The sequence below is a fragment of the Paenibacillus profundus genome (assembly GCF_021369635.1).
Taxonomy (GTDB): domain Bacteria; phylum Bacillota; class Bacilli; order Paenibacillales; family Paenibacillaceae; genus Paenibacillus_B; species Paenibacillus_B profundus.
Genome location: NZ_JAJNBZ010000008.1, coordinates 19975 through 42029, shown reverse-complemented (window position 1 = coordinate 42029; position 22055 = coordinate 19975). Strand labels below are relative to the sequence as shown.

Annotated in this window: 19 protein-coding genes and 1 pseudogene; 9 read left to right on the top strand and 11 right to left on the bottom strand. The window is 51.0% G+C overall.

The features are described from left to right. Window positions 1-14 precede the first annotated feature (14 nt). Both LQV63_RS12350 and LQV63_RS12345 read right to left on the bottom strand, forming a co-directional pair. The gene (locus tag LQV63_RS12350) at window positions 15-1748 is read right to left on the bottom strand and encodes a glycoside hydrolase family 13 protein (RefSeq protein WP_233696941.1); all 1734 of its coding nucleotides are present in this window, start codon (window positions 1746-1748) and stop codon (window positions 15-17) included. Between the two features lie 61 nt (window positions 1749-1809). Continuing rightward, window positions 1810-2196 (bottom strand): type 2 periplasmic-binding domain-containing protein, encoded by a 387-nt coding sequence (locus tag LQV63_RS12345; RefSeq protein WP_233696940.1) that lies wholly within the window; start codon window positions 2194-2196, stop codon window positions 1810-1812. A 166-nt stretch (window positions 2197-2362) separates the two neighbouring features. On the opposite strand from LQV63_RS12345, the gene LQV63_RS12340 reads away from it, so the two are divergent. After that, window positions 2363-5068: a calcium-translocating P-type ATPase, SERCA-type gene (locus tag LQV63_RS12340; RefSeq protein WP_233696939.1), complete on the top strand. Its 2706-nt coding sequence runs from the start codon at window positions 2363-2365 to the stop codon at window positions 5066-5068. 87 nt (window positions 5069-5155) lie between these two features. On the opposite strand, the gene LQV63_RS12335 is transcribed toward LQV63_RS12340, so the two are convergent. Beyond that, window positions 5156-6466, bottom strand: a complete 1311-nt coding sequence (locus LQV63_RS12335) for an MFS transporter (RefSeq protein WP_233696938.1) — start codon at window positions 6464-6466, stop codon at window positions 5156-5158. 488 nt (window positions 6467-6954) lie between these two features. Between LQV63_RS12335 and LQV63_RS12330 the strand changes: the two genes are divergently transcribed. Together LQV63_RS12330 and LQV63_RS12325 are read left to right on the top strand one after the other, a co-directional pair. Further along, window positions 6955-7857 (top strand): LysR family transcriptional regulator, encoded by a 903-nt coding sequence (locus LQV63_RS12330; RefSeq protein ID WP_233696937.1) that lies wholly within the window; start codon window positions 6955-6957, stop codon window positions 7855-7857. A 10-nt stretch (window positions 7858-7867) separates the two neighbouring features. Then, the gene (locus tag LQV63_RS12325; protein WP_233696936.1) at window positions 7868-8680 is read left to right on the top strand and encodes a histidinol-phosphatase; all 813 of its coding nucleotides are present in this window, start codon (window positions 7868-7870) and stop codon (window positions 8678-8680) included. Between the two features lie 173 nt (window positions 8681-8853). Here the strand turns inward: LQV63_RS12325 and LQV63_RS12320 are convergent, their stop codons facing one another. The 3 genes from LQV63_RS12320 to LQV63_RS12310 form a co-directional block, all read right to left on the bottom strand. Continuing rightward, window positions 8854-9837 carry a DMT family transporter gene (locus tag LQV63_RS12320; protein WP_019423700.1) on the bottom strand — a complete coding sequence of 328 codons (984 nt, stop codon included), beginning with the start codon at window positions 9835-9837 and terminating at the stop codon, window positions 8854-8856. 158 nt (window positions 9838-9995) lie between these two features. Continuing rightward, a complete protein-coding gene (locus LQV63_RS12315; RefSeq protein WP_233696935.1) occupies window positions 9996-10748 on the bottom strand; it encodes a metallophosphoesterase family protein in 753 nt (250 codons plus the stop codon). A 144-nt stretch (window positions 10749-10892) separates the two neighbouring features. Beyond that, on the bottom strand, window positions 10893-11795 hold the full coding sequence (locus tag LQV63_RS12310; RefSeq protein WP_233696934.1) for a metallophosphoesterase: 903 nt from the start codon (window positions 11793-11795) through the stop codon (window positions 10893-10895). Window positions 11796-11972: 177 nt separating this feature from the next. Between LQV63_RS12310 and LQV63_RS12305 the strand changes: the two genes are divergently transcribed. Then, window positions 11973-13343 carry an aldehyde dehydrogenase gene (locus tag LQV63_RS12305; protein WP_233696933.1) on the top strand — a complete coding sequence of 457 codons (1371 nt, stop codon included), beginning with the start codon at window positions 11973-11975 and terminating at the stop codon, window positions 13341-13343. Window positions 13344-13910: 567 nt separating this feature from the next. Here LQV63_RS12305 and LQV63_RS12300 read toward each other — a convergent pair. After that, a complete protein-coding gene (locus LQV63_RS12300; protein ID WP_083858941.1) occupies window positions 13911-14282 on the bottom strand; it encodes a hypothetical protein in 372 nt (123 codons plus the stop codon). Window positions 14283-14417: 135 nt separating this feature from the next. Beyond that, complete coding sequence (locus tag LQV63_RS32060; RefSeq protein WP_407672918.1) at window positions 14418-14579, bottom strand: helix-turn-helix domain-containing protein; 162 nt, start codon at window positions 14577-14579, stop codon at window positions 14418-14420. Window positions 14580-14662: 83 nt separating this feature from the next. Here LQV63_RS32060 and LQV63_RS31785 point away from each other — a divergent pair. Together LQV63_RS31785 and LQV63_RS31780 are read left to right on the top strand one after the other, a co-directional pair. Further along, a pseudogene (locus LQV63_RS31785) lies at window positions 14663-15208 on the top strand (sulfatase-like hydrolase/transferase); the annotation flags it as partial. Beyond that, window positions 15184-15831, top strand: a complete 648-nt coding sequence (locus LQV63_RS31780) for a sulfatase/phosphatase domain-containing protein (protein ID WP_325175879.1) — start codon at window positions 15184-15186, stop codon at window positions 15829-15831. The pseudogene LQV63_RS31785 and the gene LQV63_RS31780, both read left to right, overlap by 25 nt. A gap of 199 nt (window positions 15832-16030) precedes the next feature. On the opposite strand, the gene sdhB is transcribed toward LQV63_RS31780, so the two are convergent. Genes sdhB through LQV63_RS12280 form a run of 3 tightly spaced genes read right to left on the bottom strand, consistent with a single transcriptional unit; the run spans window position 16031 to window position 19258 of the window. Further along, window positions 16031-16795, bottom strand: a complete 765-nt coding sequence (sdhB, locus tag LQV63_RS12290; protein WP_019423707.1) for a succinate dehydrogenase iron-sulfur subunit — start codon at window positions 16793-16795, stop codon at window positions 16031-16033. 2 nt (window positions 16796-16797) lie between these two features. Continuing rightward, complete coding sequence (gene sdhA, locus LQV63_RS12285) at window positions 16798-18567, bottom strand: succinate dehydrogenase flavoprotein subunit (protein WP_019423708.1); 1770 nt, start codon at window positions 18565-18567, stop codon at window positions 16798-16800. A 16-nt stretch (window positions 18568-18583) separates the two neighbouring features. Then, complete coding sequence (locus LQV63_RS12280) at window positions 18584-19258, bottom strand: succinate dehydrogenase cytochrome b558 subunit (RefSeq protein ID WP_026011285.1); 675 nt, start codon at window positions 19256-19258, stop codon at window positions 18584-18586. Between the two features lie 333 nt (window positions 19259-19591). Between LQV63_RS12280 and LQV63_RS12275 the strand changes: the two genes are divergently transcribed. The 3 genes from LQV63_RS12275 (at window position 19592) to LQV63_RS12265 (ending at window position 21976) form a co-directional block, all read left to right on the top strand. Next, window positions 19592-20506, top strand: a complete 915-nt coding sequence (locus LQV63_RS12275) for a LysR family transcriptional regulator (RefSeq protein ID WP_019423710.1) — start codon at window positions 19592-19594, stop codon at window positions 20504-20506. An 81-nt stretch (window positions 20507-20587) separates the two neighbouring features. After that, the gene (locus LQV63_RS12270; RefSeq protein ID WP_019423711.1) at window positions 20588-21424 is read left to right on the top strand and encodes a hypothetical protein; all 837 of its coding nucleotides are present in this window, start codon (window positions 20588-20590) and stop codon (window positions 21422-21424) included. A 192-nt stretch (window positions 21425-21616) separates the two neighbouring features. After that, the gene (locus tag LQV63_RS12265; RefSeq protein ID WP_267934017.1) at window positions 21617-21976 is read left to right on the top strand and encodes a GntR family transcriptional regulator; all 360 of its coding nucleotides are present in this window, start codon (window positions 21617-21619) and stop codon (window positions 21974-21976) included. Window positions 21977-22055: the final 79 nt, after the last annotated feature.

Sequence of the window (22055 nt, the reverse complement as noted above, 5' to 3'; positions counted from 1 at the left end):
GCAAAATCAAGCATTCAGCGTGCGGTTATTTCAAGCACCAACGCCTCGAACGGACGCAGCGATGCATCCGCGAACATATCGAACGGCACGTCTTCGTAATTGCCAATGATGCGTGTAAAGGCGCGCCCCTTCCATTCTGGAGGACAGTGGAACGCAGCGTCATGACCCGCGAAATTCAACAGTACGACCCACTCCTTGCCTTCCCAGGAACGTGTATAAGCATAGATGAATTCGTCCTCTTCCAGCCAGAGACGGTAATCGCCGTACACCATAATCGGATTCTGCTTCCGCAACCGGATGAGCGCTTGATAGTAGTAGAAGATGGAGTCCGGATCCGAGAGCGCCTGTTCCGCATTGATATCCGAATAATTCGGATTGGATTCCAGCCAAGGCGTTCCCGACGTGAAGCCGCCATGCAGAGATGCATTCCACTGCATCGGCGTGCGCGCATTGTCGCGGCCTTTGGCATAAATCGACTTCATCACGTCGGCCGGATCCTTGCCGTATTGCTCCGTATGCTCGCGATACATATTGAGGGTTTCAATATCTTTGTATTGATCGATGCGATCGAAACGGACGTTCGTCATTCCAAGCTCTTCCCCTTGGTAAATGTACGGTGTTCCTTGCAACGTATGCAGCAGCGTCGCCAGCATCTTGGCGGATTGCACCCGATAAGCGCTGTCGTCGCCGAAGCGAGACACCATGCGCGGCTGGTCATGGTTATTCAAGTAAAGGCTGTTCCAGCCGCTGTCTGCAAGACCGGTCTGCCATTTGTGCAAAATGGAGCGCAAATCATGCAGCTTCCATGGCGTCACATCCCACTTGCCGCCGGCGCCTGAATCGACCTCCATATGCTCGAACTGGAACACCATGTTGAGAGAACCGTGATTCTCACCCGTAATTTCACGCGCCTGTTCCACCGTAACGCCCGGCATTTCACCGACCGTCATCACTTCATAACGGTCAAGCACCTCCCGCTTCAGTTCCTGCAAATGCTCCGTCAGATGCGGTCCGTTCATGAAATGCTCTCCGCCCCACGCATACCGTTCCTCGCCGACACTCGGCAGTCCCGGTGTTTTCGAAATAAAGTTAATGACGTCCATGCGGAAGCCGTCGACGCCTTTATTAAGCCACCAGCGCATCATGTCATAGATTTCATCGCGCACGCGCGGATTTTCCCAATTCAGATCAGGCTGCTTCTTGGAGAAGAGGTGCAAATAATATTCATCCGTGCGCTCATCATGCTGCCACGCAGAGCCGCTGAAGACCGACGTCCAATTGTTCGGTTCATGGTCACCGCGGCCCGGACGCCAATAATAATAATCACGGTACGGACTGTTCACCGATTCGCGCGATGCGGCGAACCAGGCATGTTCATCAGATGTATGATTAACGACCAAATCCATGACTAGCTTCATCCCGCGCGCATGCATCCCGTCTATTAACACTTCCCAATCGGCAAGCGTGCCGAACTCTTCATGTATCGCCCGATAGTCGCTAATGTCATAGCCGTTGTCATCGTTAGGCGATTCGTATACCGGTGACAGCCAAATGACATCGATGCCTAATGTTTTCAAATAATCCAGCTTGGATATGATCCCCTGTAAATCGCCAATTCCATCTCCGTTGCTGTCATGAAAGCTGCGTGGATAAATTTGGTAGACGACAGCTTCCTTCCAGAATGTCCGCTTCGCCCCATTTGTCTCATTCACTTCACTCGTTGGGAACACTTGATCTTTCTCGTTCATATGAATGCCTCTCCTTCAATCTAGTTGATCTTGCTTTGGCCTGACACCGCGAAGCATGCCCTTATTCAGCAGGTGCAGCGCGATGCTGCTCCTCTTGCCGCTCTGCAGCGATTAGCCGATCGATTCGCTGCGCCAAATCGTCCAAAGTCGCTTGTACTGCTGCCCTTTCGTCGAAGATGCGCACCATAGCGGCGTCAAATTCTTTTTCTATCTTTCCCCAATGATAATACGGCGGACGCAAAAAAGCATACTTCATACATTCCCGATAAGGCTCCATATACTCGCTGACGGGGTATGACAGCTTGTTATGCCCGTAGAGAACATCCGTACGTGATGGAAACAGAGCGGTATTATACAATATATGCTGCGTGTCAGCTTCCATCATCCATGTGATGAAGATCCAGGCCGCTTCCTTCTGCTTCGTTTGCTTAACAAATACACGATTCAAAATCGATTCGCAGCGTTAATATAAGTGTGTGTTCAAAAAGACCATTTCTCAGCACCGAGAAGTACTAGTTTTTGCAGGAAAACACCTTCTGAAGCACAAGCTCTTCAAGCAAATACATAACTTTTCGCTCAAACCATCACACTAGATTGGATAGGAGATGACTTTTATGGAGAAGAGCGATACAAAGAAACCTGTCGAGCCGCTGCACACCCTAACGGCCGAACAGGTCATTTCACATTTGCAGACGAGCAAAGACGGCTTGTCGGCAGCAGAAGCGGAGGAACGGCTGCGGCGTTACGGCAAGAACGCACTGCAGGAGGCGGCTGGGAAATCCATCTTCGCGAAGCTGCTGGAACAATTCAAAGATGTGATGATTATTATCCTGCTTATTGCGGCGCTGATTTCCGGCTTATTGGGCGAGTGGACAGATTCACTCATCATTTTGGTTGTCGTCATATTGAATGCGGTGCTGGGGGTTATTCAAGAGAATAAAGCCGAGCAAGCGCTGACGGCACTGAAGCAAATGTCGTCTCCGTATGCCCAGGTCGTACGCGACGGCAAAGCGATGAACATTAAAGCCGAAGACCTCGTACCGGGCGATATTGTCGTGCTGGAAGCTGGCAATGTCGTGCCGGCGGATCTGCGGATTATCGAATCCGCCTCGCTTAAGATTGAAGAAGCGGCTTTAACCGGTGAATCCGTTCCAGTTGAAAAAGGTGTCGAAGCATTAGACAAGGCCGATCTCGTCATCGGGGATCGCAAGAACATGGCCTATATGAGCAGCAATGTGTCCTACGGGCGAGGTATCGGCGTCGTCACGGCGACCGGAGCCGAGACCGAGGTCGGCAAAATCGCCGGCTACATCTCGCAAGAGGAAGATGAGGTTACCCCGCTCCAGACTAAGCTGAACGAGCTGGGGAAATATTTTACGTTCATTATTATCGGCGTTGCCATTGTCATCTTCGTCGTCGGATTGATCGAGGGACGGGAAATATTCGAGATGCTCCTCACTTCCATTTCGTTGGCGGTAGCCGCCATACCGGAAGGCTTGCCTGCGATCGTTACGATCATCCTGGCATTGGGCGTTCAGAAGATGGCGAAGCGCAAGGCAATTATCCGCAAGCTCCCGGCAGTGGAAACGCTCGGCAGCACGGAAATTATATGCTCGGACAAGACAGGTACGCTAACGCAGAACAAAATGACCGTCAAGCATGTCTATCTGGACGGTACCTTGCACCCGGCGGAAGAACCATTGCAGCAAGTCGAGGGCTATGAGTCGTTCCTGCAAGTGATGACGCTCTGCAACGATTCGAAAATTACAGAAGGAGCAAGTGATGCGGCCGGGACGCAGAACAACGTATCTTTCATCGGAGATCCGACAGAAACGGCACTGGTCGATTTCGCGCTGGCAAAGGGACTGGACAAGCGCGATGGCGAACGGCGCTATCCGCGCACAGCCGAAATTCCATTCGACTCCGAGCGCAAGCTGATGACGACGATTCATGACATGTCGTCGCATCGAAATGTTGAAGCGGCAAGCCCATACCGAATCATGACGAAGGGCGCGCCTGATGTTCTGCTCGAACGCTGCAGCCATATTTTCATTCATGGCACTGTTGTGCCTATGACGAGCGAACACCGCCATGACATCGCCGTCGCGAATAAAGAAATGGCCATCAAGGCGTTGCGAGTATTGGCACTTGCCTATCAGGATGCAGAGCGGCTGCCGGAAGAGTTGACCACCGAAGCGGTGGAGCAAGAGCTTGTCTTCAGTGGTCTTGTCGGCATGATCGATCCGCCGCGGGAAGAAGTGAAGGAAGCGGTGCGCATTTGCAAGATGGCGGGTATTCGTCCCGTTATGATTACGGGTGACCACCGGGATACAGCCGCGGCCATTGCGAAGGAACTAGACATTATCCAAGACGAAAGCGGCGTACTGACCGGTACCGAGCTGAATCAGATTAGCGACAAGGATTTCGCAGACAAAGTGACAGAGTATTCCGTCTATGCGCGGGTATCGCCTGAACATAAGGTTCGCATCGTTCAAGCTTGGAGGAAGAAAGGCAAGATTGTCGCTATGACCGGTGACGGTGTGAACGACGCGCCTGCGTTGAAGACATCAGACATCGGGGTTGGAATGGGGATTACCGGTACGGACGTGTCAAAAGGAGTGTCCGATATGGTGCTGGCCGACGACAACTTCTCCACCATTGTCGTCGCCGTGGAAGAGGGCCGGAAAGTGTACAGCAATATCCGCAAGACGATACAATATTTGCTGTCGGCCAACTTGGGTGAGGTCGTAACGCTCTTCATTGCAACGCTGTTGAATTGGAAAATACTGTTCCCGATTCATATATTGTGGATTAACTTAGTAACCGATACACTGCCTGCACTCGCACTCGGCTTTGAGCAAGCGGAATCCGACATGATGAAGCGGCCGCCGCGCAAAGCCTCGACAAGCATTTTTGCGGATGGGGTTGGCAGCAGCATCGTATACCAAGGGTTGCTGGAAGCCGCGCTTACGCTATTCGCGTATTACTGGGGACATACGCATTATTCCGAGAACGTCGCGATCACGATGGCGTTCGCCACGTTGGGCTTAATCCAGCTTACACATGCGTTCAATGTGCGCTCCAATAAGCATTCGTTGTTCAAGATCGGATTTTTCTCGAACAAATATATGAACTATGCGGCCCTCATTTCCGCGCTGCTCGTCATCGTGGTCGTCGTAATCCCGGGCTTGAACGATTTATTCAATGTCGTCATGTTGAATACAGAGCAATGGATCGTCGTCATTGCGGCGTCGCTCTCGATTGTTCCAATTGTGGAGATCGTGAAGCTGGTGACCCGCTCGCTGAACAAGCAAGCTTAACCCTGCTTCCTGCGCTATTGAAAAGCCCCTTGCATCATCCCTTATTGTTGTTGATAACAATAAGGGGTGATGTTTCTATTTTCCGCTCTATTTCAAAGGCATGCCGGACGATGCCGACGACGTCGTCCACATCTCCTCTTCCCGCTCCGCCTCCATGCGTCCCTTCTCGATGTTGACGAAAATAAGCAGCACGATACCGACAATAAAGAAGAGCAATATGGATAGAATGGCAAGCCGCGTCGAGCCGGTCAACAACCCGACGGCTCCGAACACGGCCGGGCCAATAGAGGCCGAGACTTTGCTCGATAAGCTTAAGAAACCGAAAAATTCGGTCGCTCGACTGCGCGGCACCATTTGACTGTAAACAGAACGGGACACGGCTTGGCTTCCTCCCTGAACCATCCCGACCATGAACGCCAAAATGTAGAAGTGAAGCGCAGTTGTCATGAAATATCCGAGAAACACGATGATGATATAGGTGCTGAGTGAAATATAGAGCGAACGCTTCGAACCAAGCCGGTTAGCGAACTTGGCGAACAGGAACGTAAACGGAATGCCGACGAACTGTGTAATGAGCAACGCAATAATGAGATGACTCGTCTGAATTCCAATTTCAGCTCCATAAATAGCTGACATGCCAATGATGGTAGATATGCCGTCATTAAAAAACCAGAAGGCAAAAATGTATTTAATCAGTTCTGGATAATGCTTAATTCTCTTTACGGTCTGAAAAATACGTCCAAAGCCGCGCTTCGCATAATACGCAACTGGCCGACGTTCAGTTCGAACCGGATCACGCAAATTTTTGAACAGCGGCATGGAGAAGAAAAACCACCAAATACCGACGGTCAAAAACACGGCCTGCGTCGCGGCCACTTTGCTTGAAAACCCGAGCGGTTCCCACATTTCCAGCATGACGATGTTGATGGCTAGCAGGACGCCCCCGCCAATATATCCGTACATGTAGCCTTTGGCGGATACCTCATCCCGCTCATGCGGCGCAGCAATGTCAGGCAGCAGTGAATCATAGAACGTGTTGCCTCCCGAGAAGCCCAACGTAGCAATGATGAATAAAGCCGATACGTAAATCCAATCGCCCTCGCCAGCGAATACCATCAGCGTGCACGCCAGTGCGCCCGCCCATGCAAATACGCGCAAAAAGGCCATTTTGCGCTGAGATAAATCGGCCATTGCGCCGAGAATCGGCGACAGCAACGCTACGAGGATCATGCCGATCGTCTGCGTAAACGCCCAGTAACTCGTTGCTTGATGAGCCGGCAAATTCGATGCGGCCACGGTCTGATAGAAGATGGGCAGAACCGCCGCCAGCATTGTTGTGGCGAACGCGGAGTTGGCCCAGTCGTACATCATCCAACTGCGAACTTCCTTCGTGCGCATCGCACTCCCCCTACCTACGATATAAATATTCTCATGAGAACGTCCTCACTCATTGTGCGTGATCGCGAGGCAGCGGGTCAACTGTTTCAAATATTAAGTTTTGTTAACTCAACTTTGCTGCTCGCTCCTTATAAACAAACATTACGATCTCATCCATAGCAGCCTTCAGTGCACAACGTATCAATGTAGGCTGCATTGGGAAGAATCTCATTGATTCCATCCACGCTGAATGCCAGAAGCAGCACCATCATAATGAGGCCCATCCAACAAAGCTGTAACGGAAAGAGCGGTTGCGATAGGCGGCAATCAATCCAGCATCTCCTTGTATATAGCATAGATAAATTGGCAATCATTTGCTCAGACAGTCCGCTTCCTCTATAATCAGAAGTATATTGAGAAAACAATTTTATTACTACGATAAAAATGATAAATTCTTTTAAGGCATGTAAACGCAACAAAAATCATTGCATGGGATAGGAGGAGCCCTCATGAATTTAAGCCAATTGGAAACGCTCACCACCATCTCCAAAACAATGAGCTTCCGCAAGGCAGGGGAATTGCTTAATTTGACGCAGCCCGCCGTGTCCGCGCAGATCAAGAGCTTGGAGGATGAGTTCAAGACGGTGCTCATCGACCGCAACCAACCGGTCACCTTAACGGATAGCGGTCAAGTATTTCTTGAACATGCAGCGCGTATTTTAAATATTGTCGATGACTTGAAGCAGAAGCTCGCCGATTTGAATCAAATTCCTCAAGGCCATATTGTGTTAGGTACGACGACATCGATTGCGATTCAGATTCTTCCGCGGGTGCTTTCCTATTTTCAGGACCAATTTCCGTTAATTAAGACAAAGATTCTGTCGATGTCCTCCTCGCATGTCATGGCCCATATCGAGAACGGAACGGTCGATATCGGCATCGGCTATTTAAATGAAAAGAACCCGAATTTAGTCTCTTCCGTGCTCTACTACGATACGTTCGAGCTAGTAGTAAGCCCGGACCATCCCCTTGCTCAACATAAGCACGGCACGGTGGAAATGCTGCGGGAAATCCCTCTGATTGTGCTGTCACCCGACACGTTGGGACGTAAATTTGCAGACGAGCTCTTACGCAAATACAACATTCAGCCACACATCGTCATGGAACTGTCCAGCAGCGAAGAAGTGAAGCGGATGGTGGAGCTCAACCTGGGCGCAGCTATCATCTCGAAGCTGTCGGTCAGCACTGAGTTACGTCGCGGATCGCTGCAAATCGTACATATTAATGAGTTGGAAACGGCCCATCCCGTTGGGGTCATGTATCGTACAGGCCGATATTTAAACTCGGCGATGCAGCAATTTTTAAATGACTTGAAGGGCATGCCGGAAACTCAATTCATCGGTTCAGAATAGGAGGTTATTTATGAAATTTGATTTGCATACGCATCATTTTCGCTGCGGCCATGCTGATGGCAACATTCGCGATTATATCGAAGCAGGTATCAAGCATGGGCTGCACGTTATCGGCATTTCGGACCATACACCTTATTTCGGCAGCGATGAAGAGCAGCCGTTCCCCAATATTGCTATGGCAAAGGGCGAGTTCAGCAACTATGTGGACGAAGTTCTGCAATTGAAGCAGGAATATGCGGGACGTATCGATGTGCTGCTAGGCATCGAATCCGACTTCTTTCCGGAGTATGCGGAGCTGTATCGCGAAGTGCTGTCCCGTTACCCGTTCGACTACATCATCGGCTCGGTGCACAATACGAGCGGCGTCAGCATATTCAATAAAAATCGGTGGAAGAACTTGTCCACGGAGCGGAAAATTACCGAGAAGCGCGTCTATTACGAGCTCATCCAGGATTCCGCGCGATCCGGCATGTTCCACATTCTCGGCCACATCGATGCGATGAAGGGCAATTATCCGGCGTTCTCCGAGATCGAGGCATGGGATGTCATTGACGACACGCTCAAGGTCATCTCGGAATGCAAGGTCGCCATTGAGATTAACACGTCCGGCAAGACGAAGCTGAGCGGCGGTTGGTATCCGTCAGATGAAATATTGGAGCGTGCGCTCCATTTCGGAGTTGATGTGACCTTCGGCTCCGATGCGCATATCCCTTCCCGCGTCGGCGACGAATGGGAGGAAGTCCGTACGCGCTTGAAGGACATCGGGTTCACACGCTGGGTATATTACAAAGAGAAGCAGAAGCATGAGGTGCCGCTCGATTAGAGCGGCTTTTTGTATGGTGTGAACGACAAAAAAAAGAGGACCTGAAGCGTTCAGGTCCGACTCAAGGGATATATATATTCATCAAAAGGGGGTCTTGTTACCAATATACCCTCTCAACATTAACCGACGTTAACAGGAATATTACCGTTGTGTAACAAATCGTTAAATTGATGTTAACAAGCTTTGTCGGCTTGGTGAATCGTTACCTCACGTTGCTTCGCAACCGCCGATCGGTTGACGACGAGAATTCCCGCCACCACAAGTCCAAGCGCTGCGAGCGTCCACTCATTCCACGCTTCGCCAAGCAGCCACGCGGACAGCAAGACGCCAAATACCGGAATAAGGAATAAGAACATCGATACTTTGCCCACACTGTTATATTTCATGACCATATTCCATAGACTAAATCCCGCTGCCGAGAGGAAGGCCAAGTACAACAGCAGCATAACCGAAGCGGTATCCCAATGGAAAGGCGCCCAGCCAGCGCGCCACGCTCCGATGACGATGAGTCCGAAGCCGCCGAGCGCCATTTGTCGTCCGGTAAGCCATAATACGGGAAAATCTCTAGCTTCATGGCGGGCCAGCACGTTGCCCCATCCGCCAAACAATGCGGACAGAATCAGACATACGTCCCCGATACCAAGCGACATTGCCATTCCGCCCTGATTCAACGTGACGATGATGACGCCAGCGAATCCAAGACACAAGCCTAACGTCTTGCCTGGCGTGAAGCTCTCGTTGCCATCCATGAGACGAGCTACAACCATTTGAAAGAAGCAGGTTGCTCCCGTAATGATAGCTCCCTTCATGCCCGTACTTAAACTTAAGCCGATATAAAAACATAAATACTGCAAAAAAGTCTGAATGACGGCAAGGCGTGCCACACGCCATCCTGTACGCCGCGGCTTGGGTCGTATCGTCGGATTCCCCAGACGAGCGGCACGGTTGACACATGCCGCGAACAACATGAGCATGAATCCAGCCAAAAGGAAACGGTACCCCGCGAACACCCATTGTTCATGCGTCGCCTGCGAAGCAATGCCAAGCTCTTCGTACCCAATCTTGATGGCCGGCATGGCGCTTCCCCACAATAATGTGGCCAGTACGGCGCTGACCGTCATGCCGACAGGATGAGTGAACCACTGCTGCGCTTTCACTTGATGTCTCCACCTTTCCGTTCGCTTATTACATAATGAAGTCGCTCCGTAATGAAAGCAACGGATACTATCGTATCACCATGATAAGCGCTTGGGAAGAGCAAAGTAACTTTCGTTGCGTATTCAAAAGGGTCGCTATTAGAACAACCTCTTTCAGGCTATTCCTCGGCCTTCTGCAAGCCTCGGTATACGCCGGTGCGCAGCTCGCGCACGTATGGCCTAAGACCAGGCATGCCCGCTTCTTCCGCCGCACGTACGGCATGTTCGATATCATATGGAACACGGTGAAAATGAATGGAGAATTCACTCGCATGCACTTGCCCGCAATGGCCCTGCAGCATAATATATGACGCTTGCGTCATATCCAGCGGATTGCCTACGCTGCCGCAATTGACTAGCGTCCGGCCCTGCAGGTGCTGCAAGTAAGCGTTATGGATGTCTCCGTATACAACGACATCCGGCGGTTGGCAAGGATGCAGCGGCTCGCTTAAAGAAGATGTAAATTCGAACATGCCGAGACGCTTCTCCAGATCATCCCATGGCTGAACGCGATGATAGACGCTTTGCGGCGAAGCGTGAACGAGCCGAATATGGCGGCCACTCATAATGAAATCATGCGAGAATGGCAGCTTGCTAAGCATCTCCAATCGTTTGCTTCCGAGCTGCTCCGCATGCCAGCGGAATTGATCATCATCTTCGATTTGCAGGACGAGATCGTCCCAATTCCCCCGCACGATCACGTCGCAATGTTCGAACAGGAGGTCGACCGCTTCTGCTGGATTCGGTCCTTTGCCGACCAGGTCTCCTAGGCAATATATCCGATCAGCGCCTTGACGCTTAATATCGGTGACCACTGCTTCCAGCGCCTGTATGTTTCCATGTATATCTGAAATGATGGCAATGGACTGCATTTCGCATCGTCTCCTCTCTAGGTAGCAATTATTATTATTCAGACCGTTTCTGCAATGTAATTGGTTGAAACACGTCCTAACGTGTTGCTGGCTATCGATCCATATTTTCTTTGCTATGCTTCATTGGCAAGGTTTATGCCGATACTAGCTCTTTGATAACGTAATTATCGTCCACTCCGGCGGACAGGAAAAGCGAATGGGAAGCACGGTCGTCCCTATCCCGCGGCTCGTATAAATAAATAGGGATCGCGTTTCTCCCCCTGTCCGTTCCAACTCATATAGGCCGTCAGGATAGCGTGTTCCAAGTCTAGGCAGCAGCAGCGGCCCAAAGAAAGGAAGCCGAACCTGTCCGCCATGGCTATGTCCTGATAACTGAAGATCGATCGGGTAATTAAGCGCTTCCTTGCCCCAATCCGGCTCGTGAGCAAGCAGAATGCTGCACGTATCGGCAGCTATGCCGCGCAGAGCTGCGTTCATATCAGGTATGCCCTTGAGGGCATCATCGATCCCTGCAACGGCTACTACGGCCCCGTGACGTTCAATCAGGTGACTCTCATTCTTCAGCACCTGAAAGCCAGAAGCCTCGAAGGCTTCGCTTGCCAAGTCCATGCCGCGCTCATAATCGTGATTGCCGAGCACCGCGAATTTGCCAAGTGGCGCCGTCAATTGCCGCAGCACCGGGATCGCTTGCGCGACCGATACTTCACGGTCCTCTACTAAATCCCCCATCAGGCATATGAGGTCCGGTTCGGCCGCCTGAATGTCGTCGACAACTTGCTGCAGCCGCTCGGCGCTCATATGGTGGCCAAAATGAATATCTGTAAGATGTGCAATCGTAAGACCGTTGAAAGCTTGCGGCAGCCGCGGCAAAGAAAGGTGTAACGTTCGTTGCCGAAGCATGAACGGCTCAATGAATCGGGCATAACCCGCCGCAGCGGCGGGAACACCGATCATGACGCCAAGCAGCCTGCGCAGAAAGCGGCGCCGCCCCGGGCTCCGTTCCGGACGCTGATTTGCGTTTCTTCTCGACAGAGATTCCACCATCATTCCCCACTTTATCACTCATTGCTTTTATTATGAATCAGTGGGGAAAGCAATGCAAATGCCCGAATAATATGGTTTAATGATCTCATAATGCGTGTTTAAAAAGTAACTTTTCAGCACCGAGAAGTAATAGTTTTCACTGGAATACACAACTTTATTGCGGAAAGGAGGCTTCCATTCATGTCTATACCGGCGGATATACTATCTTCTCAGCGCTCGTACTTCCACGAAGGCAATACGCGCGGCATTGCCATGCGCAGGCGTGCACTGACAGCGCTGCATAGTGCTGTCTCCCACATGGAGGGCGACATCGTCCGTGCGCTGCACATGGACTTGGGCAAGAGCGAGGCCGAAGCTTATATGACCGAAATCGGCATCGTCCTGGAGGAAGCGCGGCTCGCGGCGAAGCGAGTTGGGCGCTGGGCGAAGCCGCGCAAGGTCAAAGCGGCGCTGACGCATATAGGAAGCCGCGGCAAGATTGTGCCCGAGCCGTACGGCTGCACGCTAATTATCGCGCCATGGAACTATCCGTTCCAATTGGCGATAGCACCGCTTATCGGTGCGCTTGCAGCCGGCAATACAGCGGTGGTGAAGCCATCCGAGCTGACGCCGCACACGAGCGCTTGCATCGCGCGATTGATTAAGGAAACGTTCGATCCGCGTCATGTGACTGTGGTGGAAGGCGGGGTAGAGACGAGCACACAGCTGCTCGACCTGCCGTTTGATTTTATTTTCTTCACCGGCAGCGTTCATGTCGGCAAGATCGTCATGAATGCGGCGGCAAAGCGGCTTATCCCGGTGACGCTGGAGCTCGGCGGCAAGAGTCCGTGCATTGTCCATGAAGATGCCGATATCGCGCTTGCAGCAAGACGCATCGCCTTCGGCAAATGGACCAACGCCGGCCAGACGTGCATCGCGCCGGATTATGTATATGTCCACCACTCACGGCGCGACCAGTTCGTTCACGAATTGAATCAGGCGGTGCGGCGATTTTACGGGAATGATCCGCTCCAGAGCCTAGAGTATGCTTCCATCGTGAGCGAGCGGCATATAGAACGACTTCAGCCCTTCTTACAGGATGGCCGGATTGCCTTTGGCGGTGAGATCAGCAAGGAGCAGCGCCGCATGGCGCCTACCGTTCTGACTGAAGTGACGTGGGAGATGCCTGTGATGCAGGAGGAGATCTTCGGCCCGATTCTGCCTGTCCTGACCTACGATTCGTATGATGAGGCAGAGCTGGCCATTCTGGCACGCCCGAAGCCGCTCGCGCTCTATCTCTTCACGAAGGACCGCAGGCTGGAGGAACGGGTGGTGGAGCGCATTTCCTTCGGAGGCGGATGCATCAATGATACGCTCATGCATATCGCGACGCCTTACCTCCCGTTCGGTGGCGTCGGCGAGAGCGGCATCGGCAGTTATCATGGAAAATACAGCTTTGATGCGTTCAGCCACAAGAAGAGCGTACTGTATCAGCCCACCTGGTTCGACATTTCCTTCCGCTACCCCGGTGCCAAAAACCGCAAAGACATCATGAAGCGTTTGATGCGCTAGTGCGCCGAAGAGAAAATGACATACTGCAAGATTATCAATCCAAGCGGGCTCTTTTTCTCTGAGCCCGCTTCGCTATAATTTAGTGCATTTATATAAGTTGAGCTTATAATCTTTCGAGATTTGATTGTATTCGACTCTATTTATCCGACCTATTTCCTCTTCGAAGAGATAAAGCAAGGCTGGGGGCTTGATCGTATCCCCCCTTGTCTCATCCTGCATTGAATTTTGTGCAATGAAAAGAAAATGCAGTGTATCTCTCTTTATCGCAGATTCCATTGGAATTCATACAGTGCTTAGACACTCTTCAGCAGTAATCGCTGAAAAGCAGCCAGATCCACTGGACAAATACAGTCCACATGCCGTTTAGCCGCCCAATCCGTACATTTTACTGTATATTTTCCAATAGGGCTTGCTTCGACCGTGGAAAATAGCTTATTTTCCACTTATATAGGTCATGAATTGTTCTTCACTCGCTCTTACATGATTGCAACAAAATGAGCTGGCTCATACCCTTATTCAAGAGTAGAACCAGCTCAATGATAAGCGCTTTAACCATTCCATTGATACTCATTGATTCTCAGCCAACATCTCCCGCTCCCATTCTAAGCGCTTACAAAACGAAGCGGTTCCTTCCCGCCATAACTGCAATCGCTCCGGCCCCATTATGCTCGGCCCAATTCCGAAATGCTCTTCCATGCACTGTTCCAATCGCTCTGCCATTTCCGGCATGTCTAACTGCCTTTCATACAGTTCGACAATATGTACGGTCAAGCAGTCGTATTCATCGTTCGGCGCGCCTAGCGCCAATAAACCTAATGGGTCCCAATCATCTACAATCGCCTTCAGCCGTCTAAAAAGACCGCTCTGCTTCCATCTGTGTTTGTCTTTCTCAGACAAATGGATAATTATGAATAACACCCCCTGTTTTTGGGCTTTCATCGCAGTTGCTGTAATGCGATTCGATTCAAGGATGCGGGAGACATTGACTGAAATATATTTACTTTTTACTATAAAACATATTGAAGCTTTCGAATACTAAAAATTTCACTAAATATTCATAATTTATTTTTCGCCTTAGCCATCTGTCGAAGATTGCTCGATTAATACATACTTGTCTCTGTAATGGGACGGTGACATGCCGATGCTTCGCTTAAAGGCGCTCGTAAACGAATAAATGTCTCCATAGCCGACCGACAGCGCAATATCTGTAACTGACAGATTCCCTTGCTTTAACAGGCGTTCCGCCTCCTCAAGTCGAAGCGCACGGATATAACGGCTGTTCCAATTGGCGCGACTATTTCACTCCGCCTACCGGCACGATGAACCCGGAGCAAGCCTTCCATTGGCCGATTCCCGAGGAATATCACTATAACCGTTGGATTGCGGAGCGGACCAATGCCCTTTTGGAACAATATCAACAAGACGGAGAGCCGCTTCTGCTCTGGTTCAGCTTCTTCGACCCGCATCCGCCATATCTCGCGCCTGAACCGTGGCATAGCATGTACGACCCGGAACAGGTAACGATCCCGGAGCTGATTCCAAGAGAGCATGACAACAATCCGCCTCATTTTCGGATGACGCAGGAAGATAATCCAGACTTCGGCGCATGGCGCGAATCGGGCAATTCCATTCACGGCTATCACTCGCATGTTATCCGTGACGAACAGCGGCGCAAGCAGATCGTCACAACTTATTACGGCATGATCAGCCTGATGGATAAGTACATCGGCGCAATCCTGGATAAATTGGATGCGCTCGGTCTGGCAGACAACACGCTAATCGTCTTCACTTCGGATCAAGGGCATTTCTTCGGGCAGCACGGTCTGCAGGCCAAGGGTGGATTTCATTACGAAGACTTAATCAAATTGCCATTTATCGTCCGTTACCCAGGCGTTATCCCAGCAGGACGCGAAGCGATCAGCTCCAATCGCTCGTCGATCTGGCACCGACATTTCTGTCCTTCGCCGGAGCCCGGATTCCTTACGCTATGATAGGAGTGGATCAGCGCGGTGTATGGCAGGACGAATCCACTCCCGCACGACAACACGCCATCTGTGAATTCCGCCATGAAGCGACGACGATTCATCAGAAAACATATGTCGATGAGCGGTATAAGCTGACCGTCTATTACAATCAGACATACGGCGAGCTGTTCGATCTGAAAGAAGACCCGAACGAGATCCGCAATCTGTGGGACGATGTCTCATCCCAACCGTTAAAGCAAGAGCTGCTGCTGAAATATATTTGGGCCGAGCTTAGCAAGGAATCGATGCCGATGCCGCGCATTGGGGCGCTTAAAGTATGTGTTGAAACACCGGTCATTGTAATAGCTGAGCGCCACCTTGTCAGGAACTGCTGTCAGGGCGGCGCTTCACCAAATACAAGAGAGTCAGCTGCTCGTGAATATGCTGCCCATTCTCCGTTGCGTATCCGAACTTGTAATAAAGATGAAAATTATTGGCGCTCGCATGTCCAGTATACAGCTTGAAGATCGTGGTTCGATCGCGTAATGACGATGTCGTCTGTGTCGTGCTGCTGAATAATCTCTTCTGTCATTGAATATCGCCTCCATTAGATATTTCATAGAGGTTGTCTAAAAAGAAAGAGCGCCCCGCAATCGAGGCGCAAATATCTAATAATAATGTTCATTTCTTATCCATACTATATGGTTCGTCACAAGCGAAGAACTACATCTTAAACCAACGCTTGAACATGAGCTTCGTCGTATCTTTGTTCATTTCTGCAATGGATGTCGTCAACGGAATCTCTTTCGGACAGGAGCGAACACAGTTCTGCGAGTTCCCGCAGCCTTCGATACCGCCATCGTCAAGCAGTGCCTCCAAGCGCTCATCCTGATTCATCTCCCCCGTCGGATGCGCATTGAACAGCCGCACCTGGGAAATGGGAGCAGGTCCGATGAAGCTCGTCTTGTCGTTAACGTTCGGACAAGCCTCTAGACAGACACCGCACGTCATGCACTTGGACAGTTCATACGCCCACTGGCGCTTCGTCTCCGCCATGCGCGGTCCGGGACCGAGATCATACGTGCCGTCAATCGGAATCCAAGCCTTAACCCGTTTCAGAGCATCGAACATGCGCTCACGGTTAATAACGAGGTCGCGCACGATTGGGAACGTCTTCATCGGTGCCAGAGAAATCGGCTGCTCCAGCTTATCGACGAGCGCGGTGCAAGCCTGTCTCGGCTTTCCATTAATGACCATGGAGCATGCGCCGCACACTTCCTCCAAGCAGTTCGACTCCCAGCACACTGGAGATGTATCCTTGCCGCCTGAATTGATCGGATTGCGTTGAATTTCCATAAGCGCGCTAATGACGTTCATGTTCGGACGATACGGAATTTCGAACTCCTCGGTATACGGCTGCGCGTCCGGAGCGTCCTGACGCGTGACAATGAACTTGATCTTTTTAGATTGAGCCACAGCTTCCGCCATCGTTATTCTCCTTTCTTCTTATCTTTCTGCTTATCCGTCGTGTAGTCGCGCTTGCGCGGCTCGATCAACGATACGTCTATATCTTCATAGCTGATTTGCGGGCCATCCGGCGTCCATGTCGCAATCGTCGACTTCATGAACTGCTCGTCGTTACGCTCAAGGAAATCCGGCTTGTAGTGCGCGCCGCGGCTTTCGTCGCGAAGCAGAGCGCCCAGCGTCATAGCTTCCGCTAATTCGATCATGTTCCACAGCTGACGCGTGAAGGTTACGCCTTGGTTGCTCCAACGGGCGGTATCCGTCATGTTGATGTTATTGTAGCGCTGCTTCAGCTCTTTAATCTTATGAATCGTCTCTTCCAGCTTGTGATTATAACGGACAACAGTCATGTTGTTCGTCATCCATTCACCAAGCTCTTTATGGAGCACGTACGCATTCTCTGTACCATTCATGCTTAACAGGCTTTCATATTTATTCGTTCTCAGCTTCGCCTCGCGTTCAAATACGCTAGAAGCGACATCTTCGGCTGACTTATCGAGACCACGAATATATTCCACCGCTTTCGGGCCGGCAACCATGCCGCCAAAGATGGCCGACAGCAGGGAGTTAGCACCAAGACGGTTCGCACCGTGATATTGATATTCGCATTCTCCTGCGGCGAACAACCCTTTAATGTTGGTCATTTGGTTATAATCGACCCACATGCCGCCCATCGAATAGTGAACGGCCGGGAATATTTTCATCGGAATTTTGCGTGGGTCGTCGCCCATAAATTTCTCATAGATTTCAATAATGCCGCCTAGCTTCACATCCAGCTCTTTCGGATCTTTATGAGACAGATCCAGGTACACCATGTTCTCCCCGTTAATGCCCAGCTTCAAATCTACGCAGACGTGGAAGATTTCACGGGTTGCGATATCACGCGGCACCAAGTTCCCGTAAGCCGGGTACTTCTCTTCGAGGAAATACCATGGCTTGCCATCTTTATAAGTCCAGATGCGTCCGCCTTCTCCACGCGCCGACTCTGACATCAAGCGCAGCTTGTCATCGCCCGGAATCGCCGTCGGGTGAATCTGAATGAATTCTCCATTCGCATAACGCACCCCTTGTTGATATACCGCACTCGCCGCTGTTCCTGTATTAATGACAGAGTTCGTTGTTTTCCCGAAAATAATGCCAGGGCCGCCAGTCGCCAGAATGACCGCATCCGCCACGAATGACTTAATATCCATAGAGCGCAGATCCTGAGCGGTAATGCCTCGGCAAATCTCTTCATCATCAATGATAGCGGACAGGAACTCCCAGTGCTCATACTTCGTCACGAGTCCTGCCGCTTCCCAACGCCGCACCTGCTCGTCAAGCGCGTACAACAGCTGTTGGCCTGTCGTCGCGCCCGCAAACGCTGTCCGGTGGTATTGCGTGCCCCCGAAACGGCGGAAATCAAGCAAGCCTTCGGAGGTCCGGCTGAACATAACCCCCATGCGATCCATCAAGTGGATAATGCCCGGCGCCGCTTCGCACATTGCCTTGACCGGGGGCTGGTTCGCCAAGAAGTCACCGCCGTACACGGTATCGTCAAAATGCTCCCAAGGCGAGTCTCCTTCCCCCTTCGTGTTCACCGCACCGTTAATGCCGCCCTGTGCGCAGACAGAGTGAGAACGTTTCACTGGAACTAAAGAAAAAAGGTCGACGTGAACGCCTGCTTCCGCTGCTTTAACTGCTGCCATCAGCCCAGCCAGGCCCCCGCCGACGACGATAATGTTCTGTTTAGCCACTTTGCGCCACTCTCCCTTAACCGATGATGGTAACTAACGAATGTATCGCTGCTGCAGATGCTTCGAACTCTTTCCCCCGGAAGGCGAATAGCGCAAGCACGAACAGCGTGGACATGAGCACGAACAGGCCCATGCAAATTTTAGCAGAAATGGCTTGTGAGCGCGGTCCGACCGTGATACCCCAACTGACCAGGAACGCCCACATGCCGTTCGCAAAGTGATACGATGCCGCAACGACTCCAATCAGATAGATGATGAACATCATTGGCTGCGTAACGATGCTGTTCATATGAGAGCCGAGCTCTTCATGGGTAATGTTGCCTAGCGCCACCTGCACCCTCGTCTCGTAAACGTGCCATGTCACGAAGATAAACGTGATCACACCGGTAATGCGCTGCATCAGAAAAGCGACATTACGTCCATAATTGTAATTCCCCACATTGTTGCGGGCCGTGTATGCGATATACAGGCCGTACACACCGTGATACAGAAGCGGAAGCCAAATGAAGAACATTTCCATGAAAAACACCAGCGGCAAACCGTTGATTAATGCGACTTTGTCTTGGAACGATTCCCTTCCGCCCTCGTATGCGGAGTAGTTGGATATCATGTGAGTAATAAGAAAGAACCCAAGCGGGATAACCCCTAGAAGCGAGTGCAACTTCCGCGAGTAAAAATAACCTCGTTTCATAAGCGTGCCGTTTCCCCTTTCCATTTTGCATCCATGTAGATTTTGGTAATGAAACATCCTCATTTTACCTGTGCCTGTCGAAAGCGTCAACATTTTGTCACTTTTTTATCAGGGCTGCAAAACCCTGTTGTTGCTTCCTTCGACAGCGCTCATGCGTAGCCCTTGTAACCGCTTCCTCGTAATGTGAACAACTTGTGACACTTCCATGTTACTCCTTTTTTGCTTATAATGGAATTGCAATATTATTATAATTTTTATAACTAAATCGCATAAGTGTGAGATCATTGACAATTTGCATTTTCATATTATTTATGAAATGGGAGGTCTCAGAATATGTTGGATTTGTTAGAGTCCTTTGCATCGGTCGTCGAGTTGACCAGTCTAAATCAAGCATCCAAACGGCTAAACATATCTCAGCCTGCTCTGTCCCGCCAGATTGCGAAGCTCGAAGCGGAGCTCGGTGTCGATTTGTTTATTCGGAACGGCAAACGGCTCGAACTGACGCGCGTCGGCCAGGTTACTTATGAATTCGCGCTTGACATCCGCAACCGCCAGCTCGATTTCTTGAAGTCTATCGCCGATTACAAGGCGGAAGGACATGCTACCGTCACGATAGGCGCCAGCTTAACGACACTGCAGACGACGCTGCCGCTGTTTGTTTCCTTATTTGTGAAAAAGCATCCGGAAGCTAACGTAAAAGCCGTAACAGGCAAGACCCACGAAATTGTCTCTCAGGTACGCGAGCAATCGGTTGATCTAGGGCTCGTAGCTGATGCCATACGTGAACCAGGCCTCATATGCATCCCGCTGTTTGCAGACCATTTGCAGCTGGTGCTGCCGCAAAATCATGACTTGGCAGACTGCCGCGACTGGTCGATGGCCCGCTTGAACGGCTTGCCGATGCTGCTGTTCTCCAAAGGCTCCTGGTACCGCAAGCTCATCGACGATCTGTTCCGCCGCTATCGCATCATGCCGGATATCCGGATGGAGATCGATTCATTCGAGGCGATCGTGCGGCTGCTGTCGACGAGCCATGCCGCTGCACTGCTGCCGAAGTCGTATCTGCGCTCAGAATGGCTGCAGGACAATAAATTGGTCGCCATTCATTTAAAAGAGCTGAAGCAAACCGAACGCATCACTTCTATTGTATACGCCGAGCAAGCCGCCTTAAGCCATGCGGCCAAACGGTTCATTGAAGAAACGACGCAGGCGGCGACGACATGGAATCACATTTTCAAGAAGGAATAATGTCATTTGCTGTCGAAATTAAAATAGAAAAAGAAAAAAGTAAACTTTGCTAATCTAGGGGTTTCAGGAGGATGATGTTAGATGGATGTATGCAACCGTTGTGGGGAGAAGTTGGATGAGCATGAGCCCCACACCTGCTCCAAGGAGGCAGCCTTAAGCGGCACTTCCGATCAGAAGGAATCGGCAGTCCGCCAAGAAATCGCCAGTCACCGGGAGACAGCCGCCGCTGCTGGAGCGATGGACGCTTCGGCACCTTATGCGGCTCCGGGCCAAGTGCCTAACCAACCATTGGACGCGAATGGTTCCAATTCGTACGGCGGGGCTTCATTCGGAGCCAAGCGCGAATCAGCTTTTGATATGAAGCGCGTCGTTCAATTGATGAAGCATCCGACGGAAGCCTCTGCTCTACAGCCAGCCTCCGACTGGCTGTACGGCGTCATTGCAGTGGCGGCTTCGGCAATTGGCTTCGCCTTGTTCGCTTTTAGCATATTTAGCGGTCTCATGTCCATGCTTAATCCTTTCGGCGCTTATCTAAACGCAGGTGAGTCTATCGGTTTATTTATCAAGCTCGTCTTGCTTTACATTATTACGCTCGCCGCCTTGTTCGGCGCGCTCTGGCTCGTCAGCCGCTGGAAGGGCGTGCAGCGTTCGGACGTGAAGACGTTCCTCGTCCGTTTGGCTGCGATGCAAATGCCCTACGGTCCGGCCTACTTGGTCGCCTTCCTCATGATGCTCATCAGCTTCACTTCCCTGTCGCTCGCGATCGCGGGCATCGTCTGGTTCACCTCCGTCATCATGACGGTATCCGAGACGATGGAGCAGGCGGAAGTGACGCGCGACAACCGGTTTTTGTACGTCGCAAGCAGCATCGCCCTTTACTTCGTGCTGCTGCTCATTTTAACGAAGATTTTTCTGTAACAGCTGCCTTGCCGGCAGACGGTTGCAATGGCAAGCTGCAGGCAAGAGGCGTTATCGCGCCTCTTGCTTTTTTCATTTTCAGAAACTATAGTTAGTTACATGAGTAATGAACCAATGCGGTCATGAAATAATGCTTGCCCGCGCATACGGCATGGAGTAAGTACGATAACCGGACGAAACGAGGTGAATCCATTGCTGTTGGATGAGTCCAAATCGATCTATTTGCAAATCGCCGACATGATTGCAAATGACATATTGAGCGGTGCCGTAGAGGAAGAAGGCCAAGTGCCTTCCACCAATCAATTCGCCAAAGTGCTGCAAATCAATCCAGCCACGGCTGCCAAAGGCATTAATTTGCTTGTAGACGAAGGCATATTGTACAAGAAAAGAGGTGTGGGAATGTTCGTGCGCCAAGGAGCGAAGCGTCTCGTGCGCGAGAAACGCCGCGCCCAGTTCGCAGAGGTCGAGCTGCCGCGCATTCTTCAGGAAGCGAGAGCATTGGAAATTGACAAGCAAGAGCTTGCCAACATGATTTTGAAAATACAGGAGTGACAGCTTGTGTATCCTATAGATAAATAAAACGCCGCCCGCTTAACTCCGTCAATGGACGGGCAAACAGGCGGCGTGTTCT